Source organism: Chloroflexota bacterium (genome assembly GCA_038040195.1).
Taxonomy (GTDB): Bacteria; Chloroflexota; Limnocylindria; order QHBO01; family QHBO01; genus DASTEQ01.
On sequence record JBBPIR010000005.1, the window covers coordinates 44,264 to 67,388 of the forward strand.

Below are 23,125 nucleotides of genomic sequence, written 5' to 3' on the forward strand. Positions count from 1 at the left end.
CTAAGCCCCGGCCGGGGTGGCCAGCGCTGCCGAGACCCAGCCCGGGATCTCGCGGCGCAGGGTCTCCAGCGGGAGCGAGCCGTGCGCCAGCACCTCGTCGTGGAAGACGCGCAGGTCGAACCGCTCGCCCAGCTGCGCGCCGACGTCGACTCGGGCGCGCTCGATCTCGCGCTGGCCCATCTTGTACGACAGTGCCTGGCCGGGCCAGATCGTGTATCGGTCGACCTCGATCTCGGCATCCACCATCGGCAGCGAGCCGCGCTCGTGCATGAAGGTGATGGCGCGCTCGCGGGTCCAGCTCATGGCATGCAGCCCCGAGTCGACGACCAGCCGCGCGGCGCGGAAGGTTTGCGCGTCGAGCATGCCTATCCGTTCGGCATCGGTGAGGTACAGGCCCATCTCATCGGCCAGGCGCTCGGTGTACAGGCCCCAGCCTTCGACGTAGGCCGAACCCGCCATCTTCGCGCCCAGGGTCCGGAAGCGGGGGAGGCCTTCCAGGTCCATCTCGATCGCGATCTGGAAGTGGTGACCCGGGGTCGCCTCGTGGAAGGTGATGGCCGCGATCTTGTGGAGCTGGCGCTCGGCCGGCTGGTACGTGTTCAGGTAGTACTGCCCCGGACGCGAGCCGTCCAGGGTCGGAGGCATGTAAAAGGCCGGCGCCGACTCCCGCTCGCGGTACTCCTCGACCGGTAGGACCACGCAGTTCGCCGCCGGCAGGCGGCCGAAGAAGCGGGGCGCCGTGGCGTACGCCCGGTCGGTCTGCTCGCGCGCCAGCTCGATGATGTGCGCCGGATCCGAGGTCCGATTGGAGGGATCGGCGGCCAGGGCAGCGGCATACGCGTGACGGTCGGCGTGGCCCTGGCGCCGCGCAATTTCGTCCTTCTCGGCCTCAATCCGCTCCAGGTCCTCCATGCCGAAGGCATGCACCTCGTCGGGGGTCGCATCAACGGTGGTCTGCATCCGGATCGCGAGCCGATAGGCGGCCGCTCCATCTGGCGTGTCTCCCAGCGCGGGGGTGGGAGCTGCGTGGGGCGTGTACGTTTCGGCGAGGTAGTCGCGGAGGCGCTGCAGGGCGGGATAGACGTGCGCCGCCACCGCGGTTCGGACCTCGTCCCGTGCCGGCTCGTCGGCCACGTTGGCCAGCGTCACCGAGGGGGCGTCATGGCTGGGCACCGCCAGCATGCGGTCGATCTGCTCGACCGCCTTTTGGACCGGGACCGATGCCGAGGTCCGATGGTCGCCGATTCCCTCGTCAAGCGTGCCGATGTGCTGGTCGATGAGCTGCGGGAAGGCCTCGAACCGGGCCAGCAAGCGGCGCAGCCCCTCGGGCGTCTCCGCCCGCTGGTACTGCGCGATTTCGCTCGGCCAGGTCTGGACCCCGGACATGTGGTTCACGGCCAGCTGGTACAGGCGCCGATCGAGGGCCTCGAGGTAATTCCGGGCGACCAGCATCAGCAGGTCGCGGGTGATGCCGGACTCGACGTCAAGCCCAGCCGGGTCCATGGTTTCTGCCTCGGCCAGCGCGGAAGCAAGGGCGCTGCGCTCCGCGGCCCGTCCATCCGGGCCGAGGTCGGGCCAGCGGTCGTCGTATCGGTCGTCGCCATAGATGGTGGCGGTAATCGGGTCGCGCTCGAGGACGCCTTCCCAGAAGCGGTCCGCCAGGTCGGTGACGGCGGCGTTCGGGTCCTGATGGGCCACGGAACCAGACCTCCTTGAGGTGGATGCATGCCGTTCGTGGAATGGTGGATGAATGCGGCCGGAGTGTACCGCGAGCCGCTCCCGGCACGGCGGCGCGCGGTCAGCCGGCGCCGAACAGGTCAGCCAGCAGGGCGGGCGGCGTCTCCTCCAGCTGGTCGTATCGGCACGTCTCGGGTTTGCGGTCCGGGCGCCAGCGAACGAAGGTCGTCGCGTGCCGGAACCGGTCACCCTGGAGATGGTCGTACGCGACCTCAACCACCCGCTCGGGCCGGAGCGGCTCCCAGGACAGATCCTTGCCTCGGTTCCAGCGGCTGGTGGCGCCCGGCATGCGCCGGCCCTCCCACTCGACCTCGGCTTCCTTCCACTGGCGCCACGGGTGCCCCTTCAGGGCACCGCGGCGCAGCGGCGCCAGCTCGGTGACCAGCTCCCGGCGCCGCGCCATGGTGAACGAGCTGGTGACCCCCACGTGCTGGAGCTCGCCGGCCGCGTCGTACAGGCCCAGCAGCAGCGAGCCGACCATCGTGCCCGGACCGTTCTTGTGCCAGCGGAACCCGGCCACCACGCAGTCCGCGGTGCGCTGATGCTTGACCTTGACCATCTCGCGCTTGCCCGGCACATAGCCCTGGGCGGCTCGTTTGGCGATCACCCCGTCGAGTCCCGCGCCCTCGAAGACGGCGAACCAGCGCCGCGCGGTCGCCGGATCGTCGGTGGCCGGCGTGAGCTGGACCGATGGCGGCGGCTTCGCCAGCCGCCGTTCGAGGCCGGCCCGGCGCTCGGCGAAGGGTTCCTGCCGGAGATCCCGGTCGCCCTCGGCCAGCAGGTCGAAGGCCACGTACGAAGCCGGGCTGGTGGCCGCCAGCATGGCGACCCGGGAGGCAGCCGGGTGGATCCGGAGCAGGAGGGCCTCGAAGTCGAGGCCACCTTCGGCGGCGATGACGATCTCGCCATCCAGCACGAATCGGTCGGCGGGCCGGCCGACGGCCCGCAGTGGCGCCTCGAGCTCAGGGAAGTATCGGTTGAGCGGCTTCAGGTCACGGCTCTGGATGTAGACCTCGGGCCCGTCGCGGAAGACAAGCGCGCGGAACCCATCCCACTTCGGCTCGTAGCGCCACTCGCTGCCAGTCGGGATCTCGGGCTGAGGCTTGGCCAGCATGGGCTCGATGGGCGGTGGAATGGGGAAGGCCATGTCGGGATAGTAGTCGGCGGCTGCGGCATACTCGGCCGCAATGCCGATCAGCCTTCGATTCCTGGGCGCCGCCGGCGGGGTGACGGGGTCGCAATACCTGCTGAGCGTCGATGAGCGGCGGATCCTGATCGACTGCGGCATGTTCCAGGGCGGGATGGAGGAGATTGCCCGCAACCGGATGGGATTCGCGTACCCGCCCGACAGCGTTGACGCGGTCCTGCTGACCCACGCCCACAACGACCACATCGGTCGACTGCCGGCCCTGGTGCGGGCCGGGTACCGAGGGCCAGTGTTCGCAACCGCGGCCACTGGCGACCTGGCCTCAATTGTCTTGACCGACAGCGCGCACCTCCAGGCCTACGCCGCGGCGCGGTGGGCCCGCCACCACCCTGAGGCCGCGCCGGCGGCCGCAGCTTCCGCCCCGGCCGAGGAATCGGAGAGCGCGGCTACCGAGCTGGAGATGGCCGCGGTCGCCGCCCGGACGGAGCGCCCTCCTGCCATGGAGACGCGGACCCGCGCCCCGCTCTTCGACCTGGAGGACGTGGCTCGCACCATGGACCGGGTTCGCCCGATTCCGTATGCGACGCCCACCACGGTGGTCCCCGAGGTCGAGGCCACGTTCCATGACGCGGGGCACATCCTCGGCTCGGCCATCATCGAGCTGACCGCCCGTGACGCCGATGGGACGAGCGCCCGCATCGTGTTCTCGGGCGACCTCGGGCGGCCCGACACGCCCATCCTCCGCGACCCGACCCCCCTCACCCAGGCTGACGTCGTGGTCGTGGAGTCGACCTATGGCGACCATGATCATCCTGACCCGGACCAGGCGGTCAACGAGCTCGTGGAGGTCATCTCCGACGTCGCTCGATCCGGCGGTGTGCTGCTCATTCCGGCCTTTGCCATCGGACGCACCCAGCACCTGGTCTGGATCCTCGACAGCCTGGTGCGAGCGGGACGCATCCCGCACCTGCCGCTGTTCGTCGACTCCCCCATGGCCTGCGAGGCCAACGATGTCTACCTGCGCCATCCCGAGGGCTACGACCCGGAGACCCTTGCCCTCCTGCAGTCGGGCGATTCCCCCCTCGAGTATCCGGGGCAGGAGTGCACGAGCAGCGTCGAGGCATCCAAGGCCATCGTCGGCAGCCCGCGCGCCCGTTCATCCTGGTCGCCGCCTCGGGCATGCTGACCGGGGGCCGGATCCTCCACCACCTCAAGGACCTGCTGCCCGATCCGCGAGCGACCCTCCTGTTCATCGGTTACCAGGCCGAGGGAACGTTGGGCCGCCACCTCCAGGACGGCGGAACCGAGGCCCGAATCGACGGCGCCAAATGGCCCGTCCAGTGCCGTGTCCGGACCATTTCCGGCTTCTCGGCGCACGCCGACCAGGCCGAGCTGGACGCCTGGATACGGCACTTCGGGGACGCCGGCCGCGCGGACGGCCGGCCGCGCTCGGTGTTCGTGACCCACGGCGAGCCGGCGGCCGCAGCAGCGTTCGCAGCCCGGATCCATGACGGACTGGGCGTGGTGGCCCGCGTGCCGGTGCTCGGCGAAACGGCGGCGATCCGGCCGTGACCTTCCACCGCTGACCCAGCGGCGGCTACCATCGGAGCATGTCGCCCTGGCCCGAGGACCCGCCTCGCCCCGTCGTCAGCCTGCTGACCGACTTCGGCGCCCGCGACCCGTCGGGCGCCATCTGCGAGGGCGTTATCTTGGGCATCTGTCCTCAGGCGACCGTCGTCCACATCAGCCACGAGGTCACGAAATACGCCATTCGGGACGGGGCGCTGATGCTCTGGTGCGCGTTGCCGTACTTCCCGGTGGCGATCCACATGGCCGTGGTCGACCCGGGGGTCGGCACCCACCGACGCCCGGTGGCGTTGGTGGTGGGCCGCGATGACGTCCTGATCGGCCCGGACAACGGCCTGCTGCTCCCCGCGGCCCGCCGGTTGGATGGCATCCGGGCCGTCCACGAGCTGACGAGCGACACCCATCGGCTGCGCCCGGTGAGCTCCAGCTTCCACGGCCGTGACATCTTCGCCCCGGCGGCCGCTCACCTGGCGTGCGGACTGCCGGTTGGGGAGCTTGGTCCCGAGATCGATCCGGCCACACTGGTCGACCTGGTCATCCCGGACGCCACTCCAATCCCTGACGGCGTCGAGACAACGGTGATCTACGTGGACACCTTTGGTAACTGCAAGCTGGCCGGGCTCCGCCACGAGCTGGAGGCCGTCGTAGGACCGATGCGGCCCGGCCGCGCCGTGCGCGTCCGGGCCGATGGGGCCGCGGAACGGCGCCTGGGCTGGGCGGACACGTTCGGAAACGTGCCGGTTGGCGAGCCGATCCTGTATATCGACTCCTACGACCGCCTGACCCTGGCCGTCAACCAGGGGAATGCCGCCGCCGAGCTGGGCCTGGCGCAGGACCAGGCCATCCGAATCCAGGTCGAGTGACACCGCGCGCGTGACCGAGCCGATCGCCGTCGTCGAGGGACTGACGTTCCGCTACCGCCGCGGCTCGCAGCCGGCCCTGCGGAACATCTGGCTGGAGATCGGGCCCGGAGAGGTGCTCCTGGTCGCCGGCCCGTCGGGGTGCGGCAAGTCGACCCTGATCCGGGCGCTGAACGGGCTGATCCCCCACTCCTACCACGGCGACCTGACCGGCAGCGTCCGGATCGCTGGCCACCCGACCGACACCACCCCGCTGCGCGGGCTGGCCACCCTGGTCGGGACCGTGCTCCAGGATCCGAGCCGTCAGCTGGTGGCCTCGACCGTGCCGGCCGAGCTCACCTTCGGCCCCGAGAACCTGGGCGTCGAGCGTGATGAGATCGGTCGCCGGCTGGTTGGGGTGGCGGCGGCCAGCGGGCTGGCGCCGCTGATGGACCGCACCACGGATGAGCTGTCGGGCGGTGAGAGCCAGCAGGTCGCGATCGGGGGCGCGCTCATGCTCGAGCCGCGGCTCCTGGTGCTGGACGAGCCCCTGGCCAACCTCGACCCCGCCGCCGCGCGTCGACTCCTGGCCCTCGTCCGCCGCCTGGCCGACGCCGGCACGGCGGTCGTCATCGTGGAGCATCGGATCGAGGACGTGCTCGACGCCCGACCCGATCGGGCGCTGTACCTCGAGCAGGGCGCAACCCGCTATCTCGGATCCATGGATGGATTCCTGGCCAGCGCCGACCCGACCACGGTGAAGCTGCCGTTCTATACCTGGATGAGCCGCGCACGCGCCGCGTCAGCGGCGCCATCGGTCCCTTCCGAACCCGATGCGCCAAGGACTCGGCCCGAGAACGCCCCGCCGCGGCTCGAGTGGCGGCACGTGGAGGCCGGTTACGACGGGCGGACCGTGCTGCACGACGTCAGCGCGAGCTTGGGAGCCAGGGAGCGAGTGGCCGTGCTGGGGCCCAACGGGTCGGGGAAGACCACCCTGTTCAAGGCGGCCATTGGCCTGCGACCGCTGACCAAGGGCGAGGTTCTCGTGGACGGGGAGTCGACCGTGGGCCGGAGCGTGGCCGACCTGGCGGCAACCTTCGGGTACGTGTTCCAGAACCCGTCCCAGATGCTGTTCGCGCCCACCGTTCGCGACGAGCTCCTGTTCGGGCCGCGCAACCTGGGCCGCGACCCGGGCGGGTTCGACGCCCTGGTGGCGCGGGCGCTCCGGCGGGTGGGCCTCGCCGATGAACCGGAGGTCGAGTCGCGCCCGCCGCGGACCCTGTCGCATGGACAACAGAAACGGCTCGGGATCGCCGTCGCATTGGCCCTCCAGCCCCGGACGTTGGTCCTTGACGAACCGTCCGCCGGGCAGGACTATCGGAGCGCTACGGCGTTCATGAGGGAGGTGGAGCGGATCGCCGGTTTGGAGAGCGTCTACTTCGTCACACACGATGTCGACCTGGCGCTGACCCATGCCGACCGAATCCTCCTCCTGCGCGACGGCCGCATCGCGGCCGACGGCGCACCGTCGGAGGTGATCGCCGACCGAGAGCGTTGGAGGGCCTGCAACCTGCGCGAGACCTCGCTGATGGAGGCGAACCTGCGCTGGGGCGGCCGCTCCGGACGGTTCTTCGGCCCGGAGACCCTGGCGGCCATGGTCGTCACCGAACGGACCACGCCGGGATCGTGACACCGGCTCGCATCGGAGGAGGCACAAACCGCCCATGACAGCAATGGCACAGCCACAGTCCACCCCGAGCCCGTGGTCGCTGACGACCCGGGTCATCGTCTATTCCGCCATCGGTGCGGCGCTGTACGCCGTCTTCAACTGGATCTCATTCGCCATCCAGATTCCGGGGGCCGAGAGCGTCAGTGTGCGACCCCACTACGGGCTCCTGACGTTCTTCGGATTCGCGTTCGGCCCCATCGTCGGGTTCCTAACCGGCTTCGTGGGCAACGTGGTAGGTGACCAGCTCACGGGCTGGGGCGCGTTCACGTCGCCGCATTGGAGCCTGGCCAACGGACTCGCCGGCATGATCGCGGGGCTGTTCCCGATCTGGATGGCCAGCCGGATGACGAGTGTCGGGAGCAAGGCCCTCATCGCCGCCGTCGCGGGCGTGGTGGCCACCGTCATCGGCTTCCTGGTGATCTTCCTGGGTCTCGTTTTGACCCCCGAGCTGGACTTCAACACGATCCTGACCACGGAGTACATCCCGGTCGTTATCGCAAACTCCATCGCGGCCGCGATCGTGACCCCCATCCTCGTCCTCGCCTGGGAGCCGATTTCGGCCCAGATGGGGCGCTAGCCGGCCGCGGCCCCGCGTACCGATGCGGGCCGCGTTCGCATACCTGGGTCGGGGATCCTGGCTCGCCCGCCGGGATCCCCGATCCATACTCCTGGCGGCGTTTTTCTTTGTGCTCGGCGCTCCCCAGATTCGAGACTCGCGCCATCTCGCCCTGATCCTGGTAGCGGCCGTCGGCTACTACCTGTTGGCCGGCATCCCCTGGCGCGCGGTCCGCCGCCAGTGGTTGTTACTGGTGGTCGTGATCGGTGCGGTGGCAACCATCAACGCCCTCATCACCGGTGGGCGATCCGGTGGATTCGCGGACGCCGAAACCCATGTTCTGCTGACCCTCGCGCCGTTCGGGGCCGAGGTGTCGGCCGAGGGCATCAGTCTCATCGTGACCCAGGTCCTGCGGTTCGGGGCGATTGCGGCGGTGGGATTCCCGGTGGCCTACGCGATTGCTCCCGGCGACCTGGGTCCGGCGCTCCGGCAGCTTTGGCTCGGCGACCGGATGCCGGTCATGGTCGACCTGACCGTCCGGTTCATTCCCACGCTGTCGACCGAATTCGGGGAGACGATCGATGCCCAGCGGGTGCGCGGGTTCGACCCGCTCCGGGCCGGCGGCAGCCCCATGACCCGGCTCCGACGGCTCGCGCCTCTCTTCGTGCCGGTGACCGTCGGGTCGCTGACGGGCGCGGAGGACACGATCGACGCCATGGATCTCCGCGCATTCGGAGTCGGCAAGCGGACCTGGTACCGCACGCTGCACATGGACACCGCTTCGCGGGTAGTAGTCGGCGCATTTGCGGCCTTCTTGCTGGTCGCGACCTTCCTCAACGTCACCGGCAATTCGGAGCATTACCTGCTGCCGTTCCTCGTGCCGTAGTGGATGGGGCGTGGATAAGTCCGCAACCAACCGCAAAAAGTCGTGGATAAGGCGCTTGGCGGGGCTCCGTGAGTCCCCTATTCTCTAGGAGTCCCGGAGGAGCCGGACGAGTCCAGAGATTGCATCAAAGGGCCCGCCAGGTTCCTCCGGGGCGTTTTTACGCCCTGGAGGCTTTTGCCGGCTCCCGGCGTGGCTGGAGCAGTGGTGGGCGACCTGCGCTAGAGTTGCGCTTTACAACTCAGAGCGAGACGACCACACCGTGACCTCCCAGCCCAACCCCGAACCTAGCCGTCCGCCCATCTCGGGCACCGCCCAGCTGGACGAGCGCATCCAGCGCGCACTGGCGCGACCGCACCGGATCGACATCACCACCACCGGACGTCGTTCCGGTTTGGCCCGGCGGATCGAGCTCGTGTTCCACGTCATAGACGAGATGATCATCATCAGCGGCATGCCCGGCCGCCGCGACTGGTACGCCAACCTGGTCGCCGATCCGCACCTCACCTTCCACCTCACGGGGCCGGTCCAGGCCGATTTGCCGGCCGTCGCCCGTCCCATCACCGAGCCGACGGAGCGGCGGCGAGTCATGGAAGCGGTGACCAGCAACTGGCGGGCCGAGGATCGGTTCGAAGTCTTCTTGCGCCGCAGCCCGCTGATCGAGGTGCTGTTCGAAGGCAAGGCTGCCTGAATCGGTCAGTTCAAAGGATCACCGTCGCCGGCCTGGAACAGGCCGAGCGCGCCGCGACCGACGAGGTTGAAGGCGTGGGTCACCATCGGGTACAGCCCGTCCTCCGGCATGACCATCTCGATGATCGCGCCCTGGGCTGGTGACAGGTCCACCGCCTGCGACCCGAAGTTGCCCTCGTTGCCCGGTGTCAGCCGGACTCCCTCCTTGATGACACTGCTGAAGATGGTGCCCACGACGTGGAAGCTCGAGTCGACGTTCGGCCCGGCATTGAGGACGAAGATCCGGACCCGGTCACCGGTCTGGACCTGAAGCGGGTTGTCGGCGTACTGGTTGGCAACCCCATTCCAGACCACGTAATCCGGTGCCGGGTTCCCGGTCGCCGCCTTGCTGAGACTCACCGGCTCACCTTGCGGCCCGAGGTACCACTCGCTCTGGACGATGGCGAACTCGGCATCCACCGCGGGCAGACCCTCGGCCGGCTCCACGATCACCATCCCGTACATTCCGTTCGCGATGTGGTGCAGGGCAGGGGACGTGCCGCAGTGGTACATCCAGACCCCGGCGTACTCGGCGGTCCACTCGTAGACCTTCTCCTCACCGGGGTTGATGGTCGTCATCTCGTCGTTCCACGCCACCTGCGACGCGTGGAAATCGACCGAGTGGCCGAGCTGGCTGGTCTCCGGGTTGACGAGGTGAACGCGGATCGTGTCGCCGACCTTGACCCTGATGATCGGACCGGGGACGGTGCCGTTGAACGTCCACACCCCAACCACGAAGCCGCCCTCGTCGCCCTGGGCCACCGTCATCGTCTTCTCCTCGATGACCAGCTCGACGTCATGGACCTCCCCCTCCGCGCGGGCAGGGGCTTCGGGCGGATAGAGGACGTAGTCGGGGGCGTCGGGATCCGGCTCGACATCGGTGCCCGGTGCCGGTCCCCCGTGGTCGTCGCCGCCGGCACCGGCCACCGTCACGCTGCCTGTCATGCCCGCATCGGCGTGGCCCGGCACTGAGCACAGGAAGGTCATGCCGCCCTCAGGGACGGTGACCTCACCGGTGCCGGTCTGCCCTGCCTCAGCCAGGAGGACGGTGCCATCGGCGAAGGTCAGGTCGTGGAGCACGGCGCCGTCATTGACGAAGGTGACCGTATAACGGCCGGGTTCCGCGACGTCGATCGTCGCTGGCTCGAATCCAATGTCGAAGGCGCGGACTTCGATCGTCCCAAGGACCTCGCCCTCGCCCGTGCTGCCGCCGGGTGACGGGTTCGCCCCGGCTGTTCCGTCACCCGACCCCCCGGCCAGGATGACGTAGATCAGGGCCAAAAGCACGACGCTGACCACCGCCGCGGCGTAGACAAAGAGGCGTCCCATTGGGCTTCTCCTAGTTCAGCTTGGATGCATTGAGTCGCGAGAATCAGCCGGCTCCCGCACAGAGGGGGCCTCGCTCCCTGCGGCCGCCGTGCGCAATTGACGGAGCAGCCAGCGGGCGGTGCCTCGGGCTGCGAGATGCAACAACGCCCGATCTGCCACCATTCCGATTGCGCCGCCGGGCGGCGCGTAGTACCCGTCCAGACGGAGCTCGCCTGGTCCCACGGTCAGCCAGCCGGAGAAGACGGGGAACAGCGGCGCTAGCGTGGCGGACCGCCAACTGATCTCGACGCGGAGTCCGTCGCGCACCTGCTGGCTGGCACCGAGGTCAATATAGGCCGCCTTGTGGAGGGTCGCCAGCACACCGCCGTCGTCCGGTCCGAGGCGCAGGTCGGTGGCGAATCGTCGCATCCCGAACGGCGGGTCGGCAGCGGGCTGCCCGAGCCATGCCGCTACCTCCGGGCCGAGTAGCCTGGCCGCAACGTCCGGAGAGATCTGGCCGGGCACGCTCGCGCGCAACCGGACGGGGCCCTGCCACAGCCTTGTCGTCATGGTCCCGGACAGGCTGATGGCGGGCGGGCGAAATGGGCAGGTGCGAATGGCCTGAATGCGTGGGCCGTTCGGCCGATGACCTGCGCTCCAGGCAGAGTGACACTGCGAGTGTTGGAGGTTCCCCGATGGTCAAGCTTCTTTCGGCAAGAAGCCGTGGCAGTGGCAGCCGTTCAATCTGGATTGTGTGCGCCGGGGCGACACGCGATGTCAGCCGTGGCAATGTGAAATGCCCCCAGCGGGGCATCGTCAGCGCGAAGGAATGCCTGAGTTGCCACCTACTCGTGACGGTCGCGCGCGAGCGTGACGTGCGGCTCGCGTGCTCGACGGCAGAATGACCGCCACCGGCCAGAGGTACGTCAGCGGCCGTTATCGAAACGGGACGGAGTAAGGAGAACCGATGCAGACCCAGCAAGGCAGCCGCGTGGACATCATTGAGGCCGCCCGAACGAATGAGGCCTTCCGTCGGGAGGTCATTACCGGGCAGCACGAGCAGGTGGTGGTCATGACCCTCCCACCTGGCGGCGAGATCGGCGAGGAAGTCCACCCGGACACCGATCAGGTGATCCTCATCGTCGACGGCGAAGGTGAGGCTCGACTCGATCTCGAGACGAGCCAGCTGCGCGCGAACGATCTCGTGTTTGTCCGCGCCGGAACCCGCCACAACTTCGTCAACATCGGGCCGGAGCAGCTCCGCCTGATCACGATGTACGCGCCGCCCCAGCATGCGCCCGGCACGGTGCATCAGACCAAAGAGGATGCCGACACGGCTGAGCATGGTGAGGCGGCCCAGGAGTCGACGCGATGAATTCGACGCTCGCTGGCAGAGTCGCGCTGGTCACCGGCGGGGCTCGCGGCATCGGGGCCGCGACCTGCCGTGAACTGGCCGCGCTGGGGGCCGAGGTGGTTGTCACGGACGTCCTCGACGCCGAGGGAACGGCGCTGGCGGATGAGCTCCGCCAATCGGGACACAAGGCCTCCTACCGGCAACTCGACGTGGCCGATGAAGATGCGTGGAGCGACACCGTGGCCGAGGTGATCGCCCGCAGCGGACGAATCGACATCCTGGTGAATAACGCGGGGATCGGCACGTTCGAAGACGTCGAGGCTGAGACGCTCGAAGGGTACCGGCGGGTGATCGACATCAACCAGATCGGGGTCTGGCTGGGCATGCGGGCTGTCATTCCGCAGATGCGCGCGCAGGGCAGCGGCTCGATCATCAATGTGTCGTCGATCTTCGGGGCCGTTGGCGGCTTCGGTGGATCGGTCGCCTATCACGCCAGCAAAGGGGCCGTACGGCTGATGACCAAGAACGCCGCCATCCGCTATGCGAAGGAGGGGATACGGGTTAACTCGATCCATCCGGGGTTCATCGATACCCCAATGGTCGAGGCCGCCAAGGGGACAGACATGGAGCAGGCGATTCTGTCCAATACACCGATGGGGCGCTGGGGTCGTTCGGAAGAGATCGCGACCGTCATCGCGTTCATGGCCGGCGATGGAGCCAGTTACATGACCGGCTCCGAGGTGTACGCAGACGGAGGCTGGACGGCCCAGTAGGCAGGCCTGCTACCGTTCGGGCGTGCCGCCGGCTCGGTCTCGAACGCGCCTGGATGCTAGGGCCGACCGGGCCCGCCGGGAGCGTGACGCCCTCGACACGGCGGTGCGCAGCATCGCCGGCGTCCTGGACCTGGAGCCCGTCCTTCAGCTCATCGTCGACCGCGTCCGCGATCTTGCGGACGCCGAGTATGCCGCGTTGGGCATCATCGGCGCGGACGGCTTGTTGGAGCGGTTCGTGACCAGCGGAATCACTGAAGCTCGCCGACGGCAGATCGGCGCCCTACCCCGGGGCCACGGCCTGCTGGGACTGATCATCCGAGACAGTCAATCGGTTCGAATCCCCGATATCGACTCCGATGCAAGACGCCATGGCTTCCCTACTCACCACCCTGCGATGCGGAGCTTCCTCGGCGTTCCTGTCCGCGTGCGGGACACCGCAATAGGGAACTTCTATCTCACCAACAAGCGCGGCTCGGACGAGTTCAGCGCCGAGGACCAACGGCTGGTCGAGCGCTTCGCGCTGCATGCGGCGATCGCGCTCGACAATGCCCGTCTCCACGAGCAGGTGAGGCGGCTGGCCGTGGTCGCGGAGCGGGACCGGATCGGGCGGGACCTCCACGACGGCGTGATCCAGCGCTTGTATGCCGTGACCCTCACGCTCGATGACCTCCCCGATCTGATGGACGAGGAACCGGACGAGGCTCGCGACCGGGTCGACCGCGCGATCGAGGCCCTCCAGGCGGCGATCAGCGACATCCGCGAATTCGTCTACGACCTGCGTCCGACCCTGCCGGCTCCGGAGGATCTGCGGCGCGCATTGGGGGAGGTGGCAGACGAGGTCCGCCGGACGGGCACGACCAGCGTGAGTGTCGAGGTCGCCGAAGAGGTCCTGCTTCAGTCAGAGGCAGCCGCGGACGTGGTGGCCATCGTCCGTGAGGGGCTGAGCAACGTGCAGCGCCATGCCGCCGCCACGCGGGCTCTCGTCCATCTCACCGTGCACGGGGAAACGTTGCGTCTGGTGATCGCCGACGATGGACATGGGTTCGATGCGCGCGGTCGTCGGACCCGGCAACAGCATGGGCTATCCAACATCCGCGACCGGGCGGCCGCCCTCGGGGGCCGGGTCACGGTACGCTCCAGGCCCGGAACGGGCACCCGTATCATCGTCGACCTCCCGCTCCACGCGGGAGACGCGCCGAAGACCGATGACGACTGAACTCTCCAACAAGGGGCCGCTCAGGCTGCTGCTGGTCGATGACCACGAGGTCGTGCGCCAGGGCCTGGCGGCCCTGCTCGCCCGCCGGCCGGCATTCCAAGTGGTGGCCGAGGCCGGAACGGTGGTCGAGGCCCTGGCCGCGGCCCGGCGCTTCCGGCCCGACCTGGTGATCATGGACGTCCGCCTGCCGGACGGGACGGGGATTGAGGCCTGTCGCGACATCCGGGCCGAGATGCCTGAAACCCGGGTCGTGATGCTGACCAGCTACCCGGATGAGGAGGCGGTGCTGGCCGCCATCCTAGCCGGCGCCAGTGGCTACCTCCTCAAGCAGATCCGCGGGCGGGACCTGGTCGCCGCGCTCGAGTCGGTCGGTCGGGGCGACTCCCTGCTCGACCCAGCGGTCACCGAGCGCGTCCTCGAGCGTGTGCGTCGGGTTGCGGCCGGCGAGATGGCGGACGAGCTGGCCAGCCTCACGTCTCAAGAGCGGAAGATCCTGTTCCTCGTGGCGGATGGGAAGACGAATAAGGAGATCGCGGCCGAAGTCTTCCTGTCCGACAAGACCGTGAAGAACTACGTGTCCAGCATCCTGTCCAAGCTGGACCTGCAACGGCGCGCACAGGCGGCTGCCTTCGTGGCCAAGCACCGGCTCAGCGGCGACCGAACCTGACCTCGTTGACTTCGGCCTGCCGGGGATGGCTGAGGGTCCCCGGATTTGGTGACTTTCGGCCCTCGGATCCGATCGGAGTTGAGATAGGCTGAAACTCGAAGATTCTTTTGGCAGAAGGAGGCATGGAGGCATGCAAGTCGTCGATCGCAAGCATCAGCTCGGGGTGGCGATACTCCGGGTCGGCGTCGGGATCATCTTCCTGTGGGCCGGGCTCGAGAAGGTCATCGGCGCTGGTGGAGAGTGGTCCGCCGCGGGGTTCCTGGGCTTCGGCACGGGTGGCAGCCTGGGCTGGCCGTTCGTGACCGGCGAGATCGCCGAGGGCACCGTCTTCAACCCGACGCAATCGTTGTGGGCCGGTATGGCCGACAACGAGACGGCGATGACCGTCATCAACCTCTTGGTGCCGTGGGGCCAGATCGGGATCGGCGTGAGCCTGATCCTGGGCTTGCTGACCCGGTTCGGGGCGGCCATGGGCACGTTGATGATGCTGTTCTTCTTCGTGGCGGCCTGGGACTTCGAGTTCGGGATCGTGAACCAGCACTTGACCTACGCGCTGGTCACCTTCGTCCTCGGCTACATCGGATCGGGCAACTTCTTCGGTCTGGACCGGAGCGTCGGCCAGCGGGTGGGACCCGAACTGCGCCGGTGGTTCCTTTCCGGCGACCTGTATCGGCCGATCAGCCCTCCGGCGACGACCCCGTCACCCGCCACCGCCTGACGCCCAACCCTACCCCTGGGGGAGATGGCGCCCGGCAACGGGCGCCATCGGTCCTCCGAGGATGGGTGGTCCGACGGCTTCGCTCCTCGGACCCTCGCGATCTGGACCCTGCTCCAGCGCCGACCGGGCCGGGATGGCCCGCGAAGGGGAATCGGCCTCGGGTGCCGGGCACCAGCGCTCTGTGGCCCCGAAGGTGCTAGAGCTCGGTCTCCACGTTCGGGTTGTCGCTCGGCAGCCGCATCGGTGCACGGAGTTGGAGCGCGCCCGACTGTGGGGAGCGGCGCTCGTGCAGGCGATGGCGGCGGGGAGGTAGTTCCCTCCGCGAAACGCTCCCTTCCCCCCTCGCAAGCTCAACATGTCGGGCCCCTTCAGTAGCCCCGGGCCGCGCCTTCGCCGTGGAGCGTCCCGACCGATGGCCTGCTGCAACGGGTCCTCTGGCCCTATTGGCTGAGCCGGCGCCTCAGCCACCATCGTGACTGATCCGGCTCACCCGCCAGACGAGGTGTTTGGCCGAGCCCTTGATCGAAAGGAGTCCGAGATGAAAAAGATCCTCGTCGCATACGACGGTACGGAGCCCGCCGATCACGCCCTGGCCACGGCGATCGACCTGGCAAAGGCATTTGGCGCCGCTATCGGAGTCGTAAGCGTAGTTCCTGTCCATCCAGGCCGGTCACCGATCGACCCATGGGACGACTCGGCCGTTCACACGCAGCAGCTTGCAAAGGCGCAACGAATCCTCACGGAGGCTGGGATCGAACCGCGGCTCCACAAGCTAGGCGGCAGCCCTGCGCACGTAATCGAGCAGATTGCGGAGGAGGATGGCTACGACGTCATCGTCCTCGGGAGCCGTGGCCTTGGCTCGCTGGGCAGAGTGCTGCAGGGCAGTGTGTCCGAGCACGTCGCGACCCACGCGAAGGCGACGGTCCTCATCACCCGCTGAGGAACAACCACTTCCACGCGGTCGGTCCACTTCGATGCGAGCCGGCCGCGTGGCCGTTGGACGCACCAGACATCGGTCCCGATGCCTGAGGGCGGGGCGTGGCGAGGGGTTGGTACGGTCCTGGTCCGGCGGCTATGCGGCCACCCGGCCAGACAAGTCCCGTGGCACGTCGAGCTCATACCGCGCGACAGATCCCTCCCAGCAGACGCGGAGCGGGTGGCGGCTGGACGTCAGCAGATGCTGCATCGCACCGTTCTCGGGCTTGACCCAGGCGACAATGCGCCGAACACCGCGAAGGCGCGCCGAGGCGACGGCTGCCGCCATCAGCAGCGTCCCCACTCCATGATGCTGGACGCGGTCATCAACCGCCACCGCCAGCTCCTCAATTCCGCTGCCCATCGGCTCGAGGACGAGGTGACCGACGATCCGTCCACCGGCCACGGCAACGAAGCCGTCGCGCCGCCGGTGGTCAGCTGCGGCGAACTTTTCGGCCTGCTTGTGGCTGATCCCGCATGACGCGCCGTGGAATCGCAGCTGGCGGCTGTCAGCCGAGAGTTCGGTGTAGAAGCGCTCCAGCTCGGTCGCGTCGCCAGCAGCGACCCGACGCACGCGGATATCGTCGCGAACCATGTGCTGATCGTGCGCCGCGGTGCCGGTCCATAGGAGTGCCGAGCGTCCCCTCGCAAGGGGCCATCCGGCACAGTGCCGACGACGAGTGCGCGCTACGGCTCCAGGTGCAGGCCACGGGCGGCCTGCCTCAACGCGTCGCGAAAGTCCGGGTGGGCGATGGCGATCAGCGCGTGAGCACGCTCGGCCAACGACTGGCCGAACAGCTCAGCCACCCCCCACTCCGTCACCACGGTGCGGACATGGGCGCGCGTCGTCACCACGCCGGCTCCCTCGCGCAGGCTCGGCACGATGCGTGAGGCTGAACCGCCCGCCGCGGTGGACGGCAGCGCGATGATGGCCCGTCCCTCCTCTGCCAGCGCCGCTCCACGAATGAAGTCCATCTGGCCTCCCACGCCCGAATACAGACGGCGACCGATGGAGTCGGCCACCACCTGGCCCGAGAGGTCGACCTCGATCGCCGAATTGACGGCCACCATGCGCCGGAAGCGACGGATCACGGTCGTGTCGTTGGTGTAGTCGACCGGGCGCATCTCGACCATCGGGTTGTCGTCGATGAAGCGGTACACGCGCTGCGTACCGAGGACGAAGGCCGACACGATCTTGCCGCGGTTGATTTCCTTGGCCGCTCCGGTCAGAGCGCCTGCCTCGACGAGATCAACCACCGTATCGGTGAACATCTCCGTATGGATGCCGAGGTCGCGCTTGCCGCGCAGGGCCTCACCAACCGCGGCGGGGATAGCGCCGATCCCGAGCTGGAGCGTCGCGCCGTCCGGTACGAGTTCGGCGACGTAGGATCCGATCCGGCGCTCCACCTCTCCGATAGCAGCGACCGGATGCTCGTGCGGCGGCTGATCCACCTCAACCGCCACGTCGATCTCACTGACGTGGACAAAGCTGTCGCCCAGCGTGCGCGGCATGGCCGGGTTGAGCTGCGCAATGACGCTTCGAGCACTTTGCACCGCAGCCAACGACGCGTCGACGCTGGTGCCTAGCGAGCAGAAGCCGTGGGCGTCTGGCGGGCTGACATTAATGAACGCGGCGTCGAGCGGCAGGATTCCGCGGCTGAAGAGGTGCGGGATGTCGGACAGGAAGATCGGGACGTAGTCCGCCCGGCCCTCGTTCACCGCGTCCCGCGCATTGGGACCGATGAACAGGGCTCGGTGCCGGATGTGCCCGGCCATGCCGGGCTCCAGGTGCGGGCAGGGTCCCTCTAAGTGCAGACCGACTGTGGTCACATCCGCGAGCTCTGGCGCCCGGGCTGCCAGGGCTGCCAGCAGGGCCGTCGGCGTGGCCGCTCCGCCTTGGACGAAGATGGTGTGCCGGTCACCGATCGAGGCGACCGCTTCCCCCGGGCTGACAAACCGCATGTTCCCAGACTATCCGTGCCCGACGGCTAGCGCGGTGGCTTGCGGACGACGTGGCGCGGGCCGGTGACCCGACCGGAGCGCTCGTGCGGCAGGTCGCCGGTCCACCGGTACGCGCCGACGCCGCCACGCACGGACTCGAGCCCCACACGCTCCTTCAGGCGCGCCACGAGCTGAGGCCGCGTCAGCCGCATTGAATGGTCGACGGTGACGGACCGATCACGATGATGAGTACGGTCGTGCCGGCGGACTTGGCTCGCCAAGCGTTGACAGAGCTCTCCCGTTCCGAGGACCTCGAGCGCATCCTCCGCCAGGAGTGCGGCTTCTACTCGGGCGAGGAACTGCCTGACATGTTCCGTCCGATGCCGTGCCGCGTCGTCGGCGCCGCTCCCGCCGCCGCCGTGCCGGACCCGCGGATCGTGGCGCACGTGGTGCGTGGATCGTTCGTGAACGGGAATCTCGGACGGCACTCGGGCCTCCGTTACCTTCTCGCGCCAGCGGAAGATGCGGGCGCCTTCGGCGTCGATCCAGACCAGGGCGAACCGGTCGGGCACATGTGGGGCGAGTGCTTCGTCCCTGTCGGTCTTCATCGTCCTCCCTCGTCGAACACGAAGCGACCCGGAGAGATCTTCGTCCACCTATCCCTTAGGGCCTGCCCTTTCGAGCGTTCCTTCCGGATTTTCGGCTTCCGACCTCTCTGGGTCGAGCGCATCATCGCGTGCGGCCGACGCGGGCGCAGGGGCCGGAGGTCACCTTTCGCGGGGCCGGACGGCCCAACCGGTCGCGCGGTGGGTCGTGACATGCTGCTCGCAGCAGATATTGGCCCGAGATAGGCAGGAGTGGAGCCATGGGCAAGGACTTGAAGGGTCGGGTGGCAGTGGTGACCGGCGCGGCCCGCGGAATCGGCGCGGCCGCGGCCCGCGGAATCGGCGCGGCCGCGGCCCGCGACCTCGCCCGGCAGGGCGCGGCTGTCGTCCTGACTGACGTGATCGACGGTGACGGCCGAGCCCTGGCCAAGAAACTGGAGGCCGAAGGCCTGAAGACGTCTTATCGGCATCTGGACGTGTCGCAGGAGGTTGCCTGGCGAAGAGTCGTCGCGTACACGGTCAAGGAGTTCGGGCGCCTGGACATCCTGGTCAACAACGCCGGCATCGGGGCCTTCCCAGACGTTGAGCAGGAGACCCTCGAGGGGTGGAATCGGCTGATCGGTATCAACCAGACCGGCGTTTGGCTCGGCATGCGTGCCGCCATCCCCTCCATGCGCAAGGGGGGCGGCGGGTCGATCATCAACCTCAGCTCCATCTTGGGAGCGGTCGGCGGCTTCGGCGGGTCGGTGGCCTACCACGCCAGCAAGGGCGCGGTGCGGCTGATGACCAAGAACGCGGCCATCCGCTACGCGAAGGAGGGCATCCGCGTGAACTCGGTCCATCCGGGGTTCATTGATACCCCCATGGTGGCCCAGATCAAGGGTACGGATGTCGAGCAGCTGATCCTGTCCTCTACACCGATGGGCCGGATGGGTCGATCGGATGAGGTCGCCGAGGTGATTACCTTCCTAGCCAGCGATCGATCGTCGTACATGACCGGCTCGGAAGTCTACGTCGATGGGGGGTGGACGGCGCAGTGAGCGCCACGGCGAGGCGCGGGAGGGTGCACTAGGCTGAGCCGATGACGGCGGCCGATCGAGCCCACTCCACGCCGGCCGCCGAGGTGGCCACCGCCCTGGGGGTCGACCCCGGCACGGGCCTATCGGCTGCCGAAGCATCCCTACGCCTGGCCGAGTTCGGGGCCAATGAGCTCGAGGGCGTGCCAGGTCCTAGCCTGCGTCGCGCTTTGTGGGAGGCGCTCCGCGAGGCATTCGTGCTCATGCTGATCGGTGCCGGAGCGGTGGCCATCGTGTTGGGGGAGGTGCGCGACGGAATTCTCATTCTTATCGCGGTCGTCCCCATCGTAGCCGCGGACGTGGTGACGACCTTCCGAGCGGAGCGCGCGCTCGAGGTCCTTCGTCGCGCGAACGCGCCGGGGGCCAGGGTCCGCCGAGATGGGGAACCGCTCCAGATCCCGGCCCGCGAGGTCGTGGCCGGCGATGTCGTGCTGCTGGCCTCCGGCGACATCGTGCCCGCCGACCTACGGGTCGTGGCATCGCGGGGGCTGCTCCTGGACCGCAGCGTACTGACCGGCGAATCCCTGCCGGAGCCGGCCGGCGTCACGCCCGACCGAGCGGATGCGGTGCTCGCCGACCGTCGCGCGATGGCATTTGCCGCCACCTGCGTCGTGGGAGGGAGCGGCGAGGGGGTCGTGATCGCGATTGGCCCCCAGACCGAGGTCGGCAGGATCGCGGAATCCCTCGGCGCGCCGCACCGACTCCCGTCGCCGCTGCAGCGCGAGCTGGCCAGATTGGTCCGGATCATGCTCGCGGTGGCGGTCGGCCTGGTGACGATCACCGTCGGATTCGGCTTCGCGCGCGGCAACCCGCTCGGCGAGAACCTCATCGCCGGGGTGGCGGCCGCGATTGCCGCCATTCCGGAAGAGCCACCCGTCTTGCTGGCCGTCGTCCTGGGCCTGGGCGCGTACCGACTCCTTAAGCGCAACGTCCTGGTGCGGCGCCTAAACGCCCAAGAGACGCTGGGCGCGGTGGACCTGATCCTGACCGACAAGACGGGAACCCTGACCACGAACCAACTCTCGGTGGTTCGGGTCCGGACTCCGGTGGCGGAGCTCACGGGATCCGACCGCTACGCCGCCCTGAGTGATGCGCTGCGGGCCGAGGCCGAGGCATGGCACCAGCAGTCGACCGGGCGCACCGGGGCGTTTGCGCGCGCCATTCGGGACGAGTTGGCGCGAATCGGCTCGGTCCCCGAACTGGACGCCTCGGCACTCCTGGAGGCGGACGCCCCCACCGATCAGCGGCCGTACGCGCGAACCGTGTGCCTCGACGGCAGCGCGCCCCGGGAACGGGTCCTGGGGGCGCCCGAGGCCGTCCTCAGCCTCGTTCGCGACACCTGGGGGACGAGTGGTGATGACACGAAGATCGCCGCCTGGGAGGCGGTCGTGGCCGACGAGGCCGCGCGTGGCGGCCGCCTCCTGCTCTTGGCCTCTCGCTCGGAGGGCGAGCCGTGGCACGCCCAAGCTGCCATCGTCTTCGCCGACCCGCTGCGGGCCGAGATCCCGGCCGCGATGGCCATGGCTACTGCGGCCGGCATCCAGGTCGTGATGGTCACCGGCGACCACCCGACCACGGCCCGCGCCATCGCGCGCGAGGCGGGTCTCGCCGCCGACTCGGTCGTGACTGGCATGGACCTCGCCGCCCTCGACGACGAGGTGCTCGCTCGTCAGCTGCGCGACCTGCACATCGTGGCCCGCGCCACGCCCGCCGACAAACTGCGCCTTGTGCAGGCCGCGGCGCGCGCCAAGCGCACCGTGGCCGTCACCGGCGACGGGGTGAACGATGCGCCGGCTCTGCAGCGGGCCGACGTAGCGGTGGCCATGGGCAGCGGGACGGCGGTCGCTCGCGAGGCGGCCGACCTCGTCCTGGGCGACGACTCGTTCGCGACCCTGATGGACGCGCTGCGTGAAGGGCGGCGCATGATCGCGAACGTCCAGAAGGGCCTGGTATTCCTGCTCTCCACCCACGTCGCGTTGCTGGGCTATGTGCTCATCGCAACTTTGGCTGGTTTCAGCACCCCGCTGCTTCCGATCCAGATTCTGTGGATGGAGTTCTTCATCGACATCTCGGCGACGGTCGCGTTCGAGCGCGAGGGGCACGAGCCGGATTCCATGACCCAGCCTCCACTGCCCCGCGGACAGCCGCTCATTGACCGCGCCCTTTTGGCCGGCATTGCGGTGGCGGGAGGCTTCAGCGCCCTCGCCGGGCTCGCCCTGGTGCTCACGGCCACCGGCTCCGCTGCACATGCCGCCTGGCTGGCGTTCACGACCCTGGTTGTGGCCCAGCTCATCCGGGCCAACGCCAACCGCAGCCTGCGGGCATCGCTGGTTCGAATCCGACCCAACGGGGTCCTGCTCGGGATGGCCGTCACCTGGGTCGTGCTCCAGGCCGCCATTCCCTACATCCCGCCGCTGGCCGACGCATTCCGGGCCACGCCGCTGTCGATGATGGAGTGGTTGCTGGTGTCGGTCATCGGCCTGGCGCCGGCGGTCCTGGCTGAGATCATCCGCCGACGCGGGTGTCGCTGGGTCGCCTGACCACCGTCGCCCGGAAGTCGGAGGGGCGAGGATCGGCTCCCGGCAGGTGCATTCAGGCCGCTCGTCCCTGGGGGATCGAGCCGTTCGGCACTCGTTAGTCCGACCTCGTCGATCCAGAGTCAGAGCCGCAACAGCGGCGTCCCGGACGACATCCGTCGAGTTGAGCGACACGCCTGCGTCGCAGGAGGCACAGCGGTGAACGACCGACAACTTCAGCAGTCAGTGATCGATGAGCTGGCCTGGGAGCCATCGGTCAACGCCAGCCAAATCGGCGTTGCGGTATTGAACGGCGTGGTGACCCTCAGCGGTCACGTGCAGACCTTTTGGGAGAAGCGGAGCGCTGAAATGGCAGCCCAACGCGTCAGGGGTGTGAAGGCCATCGTCGAGGAGATCGAGGTCCAGCTGCGCGGCGATGACCGCTGGGGGAATAAGGCGATCGCCAACCGGGCGCTTCAGCGTCTGGCGTTCGATGCGGTGGTGCCCAAGGATCGGATCACCCTCAAGGTCGAGGACGGCTGGGTCACCCTCAAGGGCGAGGTCGACTGGTACTTCCAGAAGACGGCCGCGGAACACGACGTCCACAACCTCACCGGCGTCAGAGGGCTGACCAACCAGATCTCGATCAAGCCCCAGGTTAAGTCATTCGAGGTGCGCAAGAAGATCACAAAGGCATTGAAACGCACGGCTGCCCTCGACGCGGCGGCGATCTCGATTCAGACCGACGAGGGAGGGTGACATTGAGGGG

Annotated in this window: 23 protein-coding genes; 16 read left to right on the forward strand and 7 right to left on the reverse strand. The window is 68.6% G+C overall.

What is annotated here, in order from left to right:
- Together AABM41_07275 and AABM41_07280 are read right to left on the reverse strand one after the other, a co-directional pair.
- Entirely contained in the window at window positions 1-1,698 is a 1,698-nt protein-coding gene (locus AABM41_07275; protein MEK6192109.1) for a DUF885 domain-containing protein, read from the reverse strand.
- Between the two features lie 100 nt (window positions 1,699-1,798).
- Window positions 1,799-2,884 (reverse strand): ATP-dependent DNA ligase, encoded by a 1,086-nt coding sequence (locus tag AABM41_07280; protein MEK6192110.1) that lies wholly within the window; start codon window positions 2,882-2,884, stop codon window positions 1,799-1,801.
- Between the two features lie 40 nt (window positions 2,885-2,924).
- Here AABM41_07280 and AABM41_07285 point away from each other — a divergent pair, with 40 nt between their 5' ends.
- The 7 genes from AABM41_07285 (at window position 2,925) to AABM41_07315 (ending at window position 9,169) form a co-directional block, all read left to right on the forward strand.
- Window positions 2,925-4,070 carry an MBL fold metallo-hydrolase gene (locus AABM41_07285; protein MEK6192111.1) on the forward strand — a complete coding sequence of 382 codons (1,146 nt, stop codon included), beginning with the start codon at window positions 2,925-2,927 and terminating at the stop codon, window positions 4,068-4,070.
- A complete protein-coding gene (locus AABM41_07290) occupies window positions 4,064-4,456 on the forward strand; it encodes an MBL fold metallo-hydrolase RNA specificity domain-containing protein (GenBank protein ID MEK6192112.1) in 393 nt (130 codons plus the stop codon). The genes AABM41_07285 and AABM41_07290 overlap by 7 nt, the downstream gene beginning before the upstream one ends.
- Window positions 4,457-4,494: 38 nt before the next feature.
- Complete coding sequence (locus AABM41_07295; GenBank protein MEK6192113.1) at window positions 4,495-5,334, forward strand: SAM-dependent chlorinase/fluorinase; 840 nt, start codon at window positions 4,495-4,497, stop codon at window positions 5,332-5,334.
- Window positions 5,335-5,344: 10 nt separating this feature from the next.
- The gene (locus AABM41_07300; protein ID MEK6192114.1) at window positions 5,345-7,000 is read left to right on the forward strand and encodes an ABC transporter ATP-binding protein; all 1,656 of its coding nucleotides are present in this window, start codon (window positions 5,345-5,347) and stop codon (window positions 6,998-7,000) included.
- 34 nt (window positions 7,001-7,034) lie between these two features.
- A complete protein-coding gene (locus tag AABM41_07305; protein ID MEK6192115.1) occupies window positions 7,035-7,616 on the forward strand; it encodes an ECF transporter S component in 582 nt (193 codons plus the stop codon).
- Between the two features lie 22 nt (window positions 7,617-7,638).
- Window positions 7,639-8,481, forward strand: coding sequence for an energy-coupling factor transporter transmembrane component T (locus tag AABM41_07310; GenBank protein ID MEK6192116.1), 843 nt, complete (start codon window positions 7,639-7,641; stop codon window positions 8,479-8,481).
- A 259-nt stretch (window positions 8,482-8,740) separates the two neighbouring features.
- Window positions 8,741-9,169, forward strand: coding sequence for a nitroreductase/quinone reductase family protein (locus AABM41_07315; protein MEK6192117.1), 429 nt, complete (start codon window positions 8,741-8,743; stop codon window positions 9,167-9,169).
- Between the two features lie 5 nt (window positions 9,170-9,174).
- Here AABM41_07315 and AABM41_07320 read toward each other — a convergent pair whose 3' ends face one another.
- Both AABM41_07320 and AABM41_07325 read right to left on the reverse strand, forming a co-directional pair.
- The gene (locus tag AABM41_07320) at window positions 9,175-10,536 is read right to left on the reverse strand and encodes a multicopper oxidase domain-containing protein (GenBank protein MEK6192118.1); all 1,362 of its coding nucleotides are present in this window, start codon (window positions 10,534-10,536) and stop codon (window positions 9,175-9,177) included.
- Window positions 10,537-10,551: 15 nt separating this feature from the next.
- Window positions 10,552-11,085, reverse strand: a complete 534-nt coding sequence (locus tag AABM41_07325; GenBank protein MEK6192119.1) for a hypothetical protein — start codon at window positions 11,083-11,085, stop codon at window positions 10,552-10,554.
- Window positions 11,086-11,482: 397 nt separating this feature from the next.
- On the opposite strand from AABM41_07325, the gene AABM41_07330 reads away from it, so the two are divergent.
- The 6 genes from AABM41_07330 to AABM41_07355 all read left to right on the forward strand — a co-directional run bounded on the left by AABM41_07330 (window position 11,483) and on the right by AABM41_07355 (window position 16,183).
- Window positions 11,483-11,890 carry a cupin domain-containing protein gene (locus AABM41_07330; GenBank protein MEK6192120.1) on the forward strand — a complete coding sequence of 136 codons (408 nt, stop codon included), beginning with the start codon at window positions 11,483-11,485 and terminating at the stop codon, window positions 11,888-11,890.
- Entirely contained in the window at window positions 11,887-12,642 is a 756-nt protein-coding gene (locus AABM41_07335) for a glucose 1-dehydrogenase (protein MEK6192121.1), read from the forward strand. Before AABM41_07330 ends, AABM41_07335 begins: the two co-directional genes overlap by 4 nt.
- A 22-nt stretch (window positions 12,643-12,664) precedes the next feature.
- Window positions 12,665-13,858, forward strand: a complete 1,194-nt coding sequence (locus AABM41_07340; GenBank protein MEK6192122.1) for a GAF domain-containing sensor histidine kinase — start codon at window positions 12,665-12,667, stop codon at window positions 13,856-13,858.
- Window positions 13,848-14,525: a response regulator transcription factor gene (locus tag AABM41_07345; GenBank protein ID MEK6192123.1), complete on the forward strand. Its 678-nt coding sequence runs from the start codon at window positions 13,848-13,850 to the stop codon at window positions 14,523-14,525. The genes AABM41_07340 and AABM41_07345 overlap by 11 nt, the downstream gene beginning before the upstream one ends.
- Window positions 14,526-14,655: 130 nt before the next feature.
- On the forward strand, window positions 14,656-15,243 hold the full coding sequence (locus AABM41_07350) for a DoxX family membrane protein (protein ID MEK6192124.1): 588 nt from the start codon (window positions 14,656-14,658) through the stop codon (window positions 15,241-15,243).
- Between the two features lie 538 nt (window positions 15,244-15,781).
- Complete coding sequence (locus AABM41_07355; protein ID MEK6192125.1) at window positions 15,782-16,183, forward strand: universal stress protein; 402 nt, start codon at window positions 15,782-15,784, stop codon at window positions 16,181-16,183.
- Between the two features lie 132 nt (window positions 16,184-16,315).
- Here AABM41_07355 and AABM41_07360 read toward each other — a convergent pair whose 3' ends face one another.
- From AABM41_07360 to AABM41_07370, 3 genes are all read right to left on the reverse strand, one after another.
- Window positions 16,316-16,813, reverse strand: a complete 498-nt coding sequence (locus AABM41_07360) for a GNAT family N-acetyltransferase (GenBank protein MEK6192126.1) — start codon at window positions 16,811-16,813, stop codon at window positions 16,316-16,318.
- Between the two features lie 92 nt (window positions 16,814-16,905).
- The gene (locus AABM41_07365; GenBank protein MEK6192127.1) at window positions 16,906-18,180 is read right to left on the reverse strand and encodes an acetyl-CoA hydrolase/transferase C-terminal domain-containing protein; all 1,275 of its coding nucleotides are present in this window, start codon (window positions 18,178-18,180) and stop codon (window positions 16,906-16,908) included.
- 26 nt (window positions 18,181-18,206) lie between these two features.
- Window positions 18,207-18,767, reverse strand: coding sequence for a hypothetical protein (locus AABM41_07370; protein MEK6192128.1), 561 nt, complete (start codon window positions 18,765-18,767; stop codon window positions 18,207-18,209).
- A 257-nt stretch (window positions 18,768-19,024) separates the two neighbouring features.
- On the opposite strand from AABM41_07370, the gene AABM41_07375 reads away from it, so the two are divergent.
- The 3 genes from AABM41_07375 (at window position 19,025) to AABM41_07385 (ending at window position 23,115) form a co-directional block, all read left to right on the forward strand.
- Window positions 19,025-19,804, forward strand: coding sequence for an SDR family oxidoreductase (locus tag AABM41_07375; protein ID MEK6192129.1), 780 nt, complete (start codon window positions 19,025-19,027; stop codon window positions 19,802-19,804).
- A 41-nt stretch (window positions 19,805-19,845) separates the two neighbouring features.
- The gene (locus AABM41_07380; GenBank protein MEK6192130.1) at window positions 19,846-22,380 is read left to right on the forward strand and encodes an HAD-IC family P-type ATPase; all 2,535 of its coding nucleotides are present in this window, start codon (window positions 19,846-19,848) and stop codon (window positions 22,378-22,380) included.
- 195 nt (window positions 22,381-22,575) lie between these two features.
- Window positions 22,576-23,115, forward strand: a complete 540-nt coding sequence (locus AABM41_07385; protein MEK6192131.1) for a BON domain-containing protein — start codon at window positions 22,576-22,578, stop codon at window positions 23,113-23,115.
- Window positions 23,116-23,125: the final 10 nt, after the last annotated feature.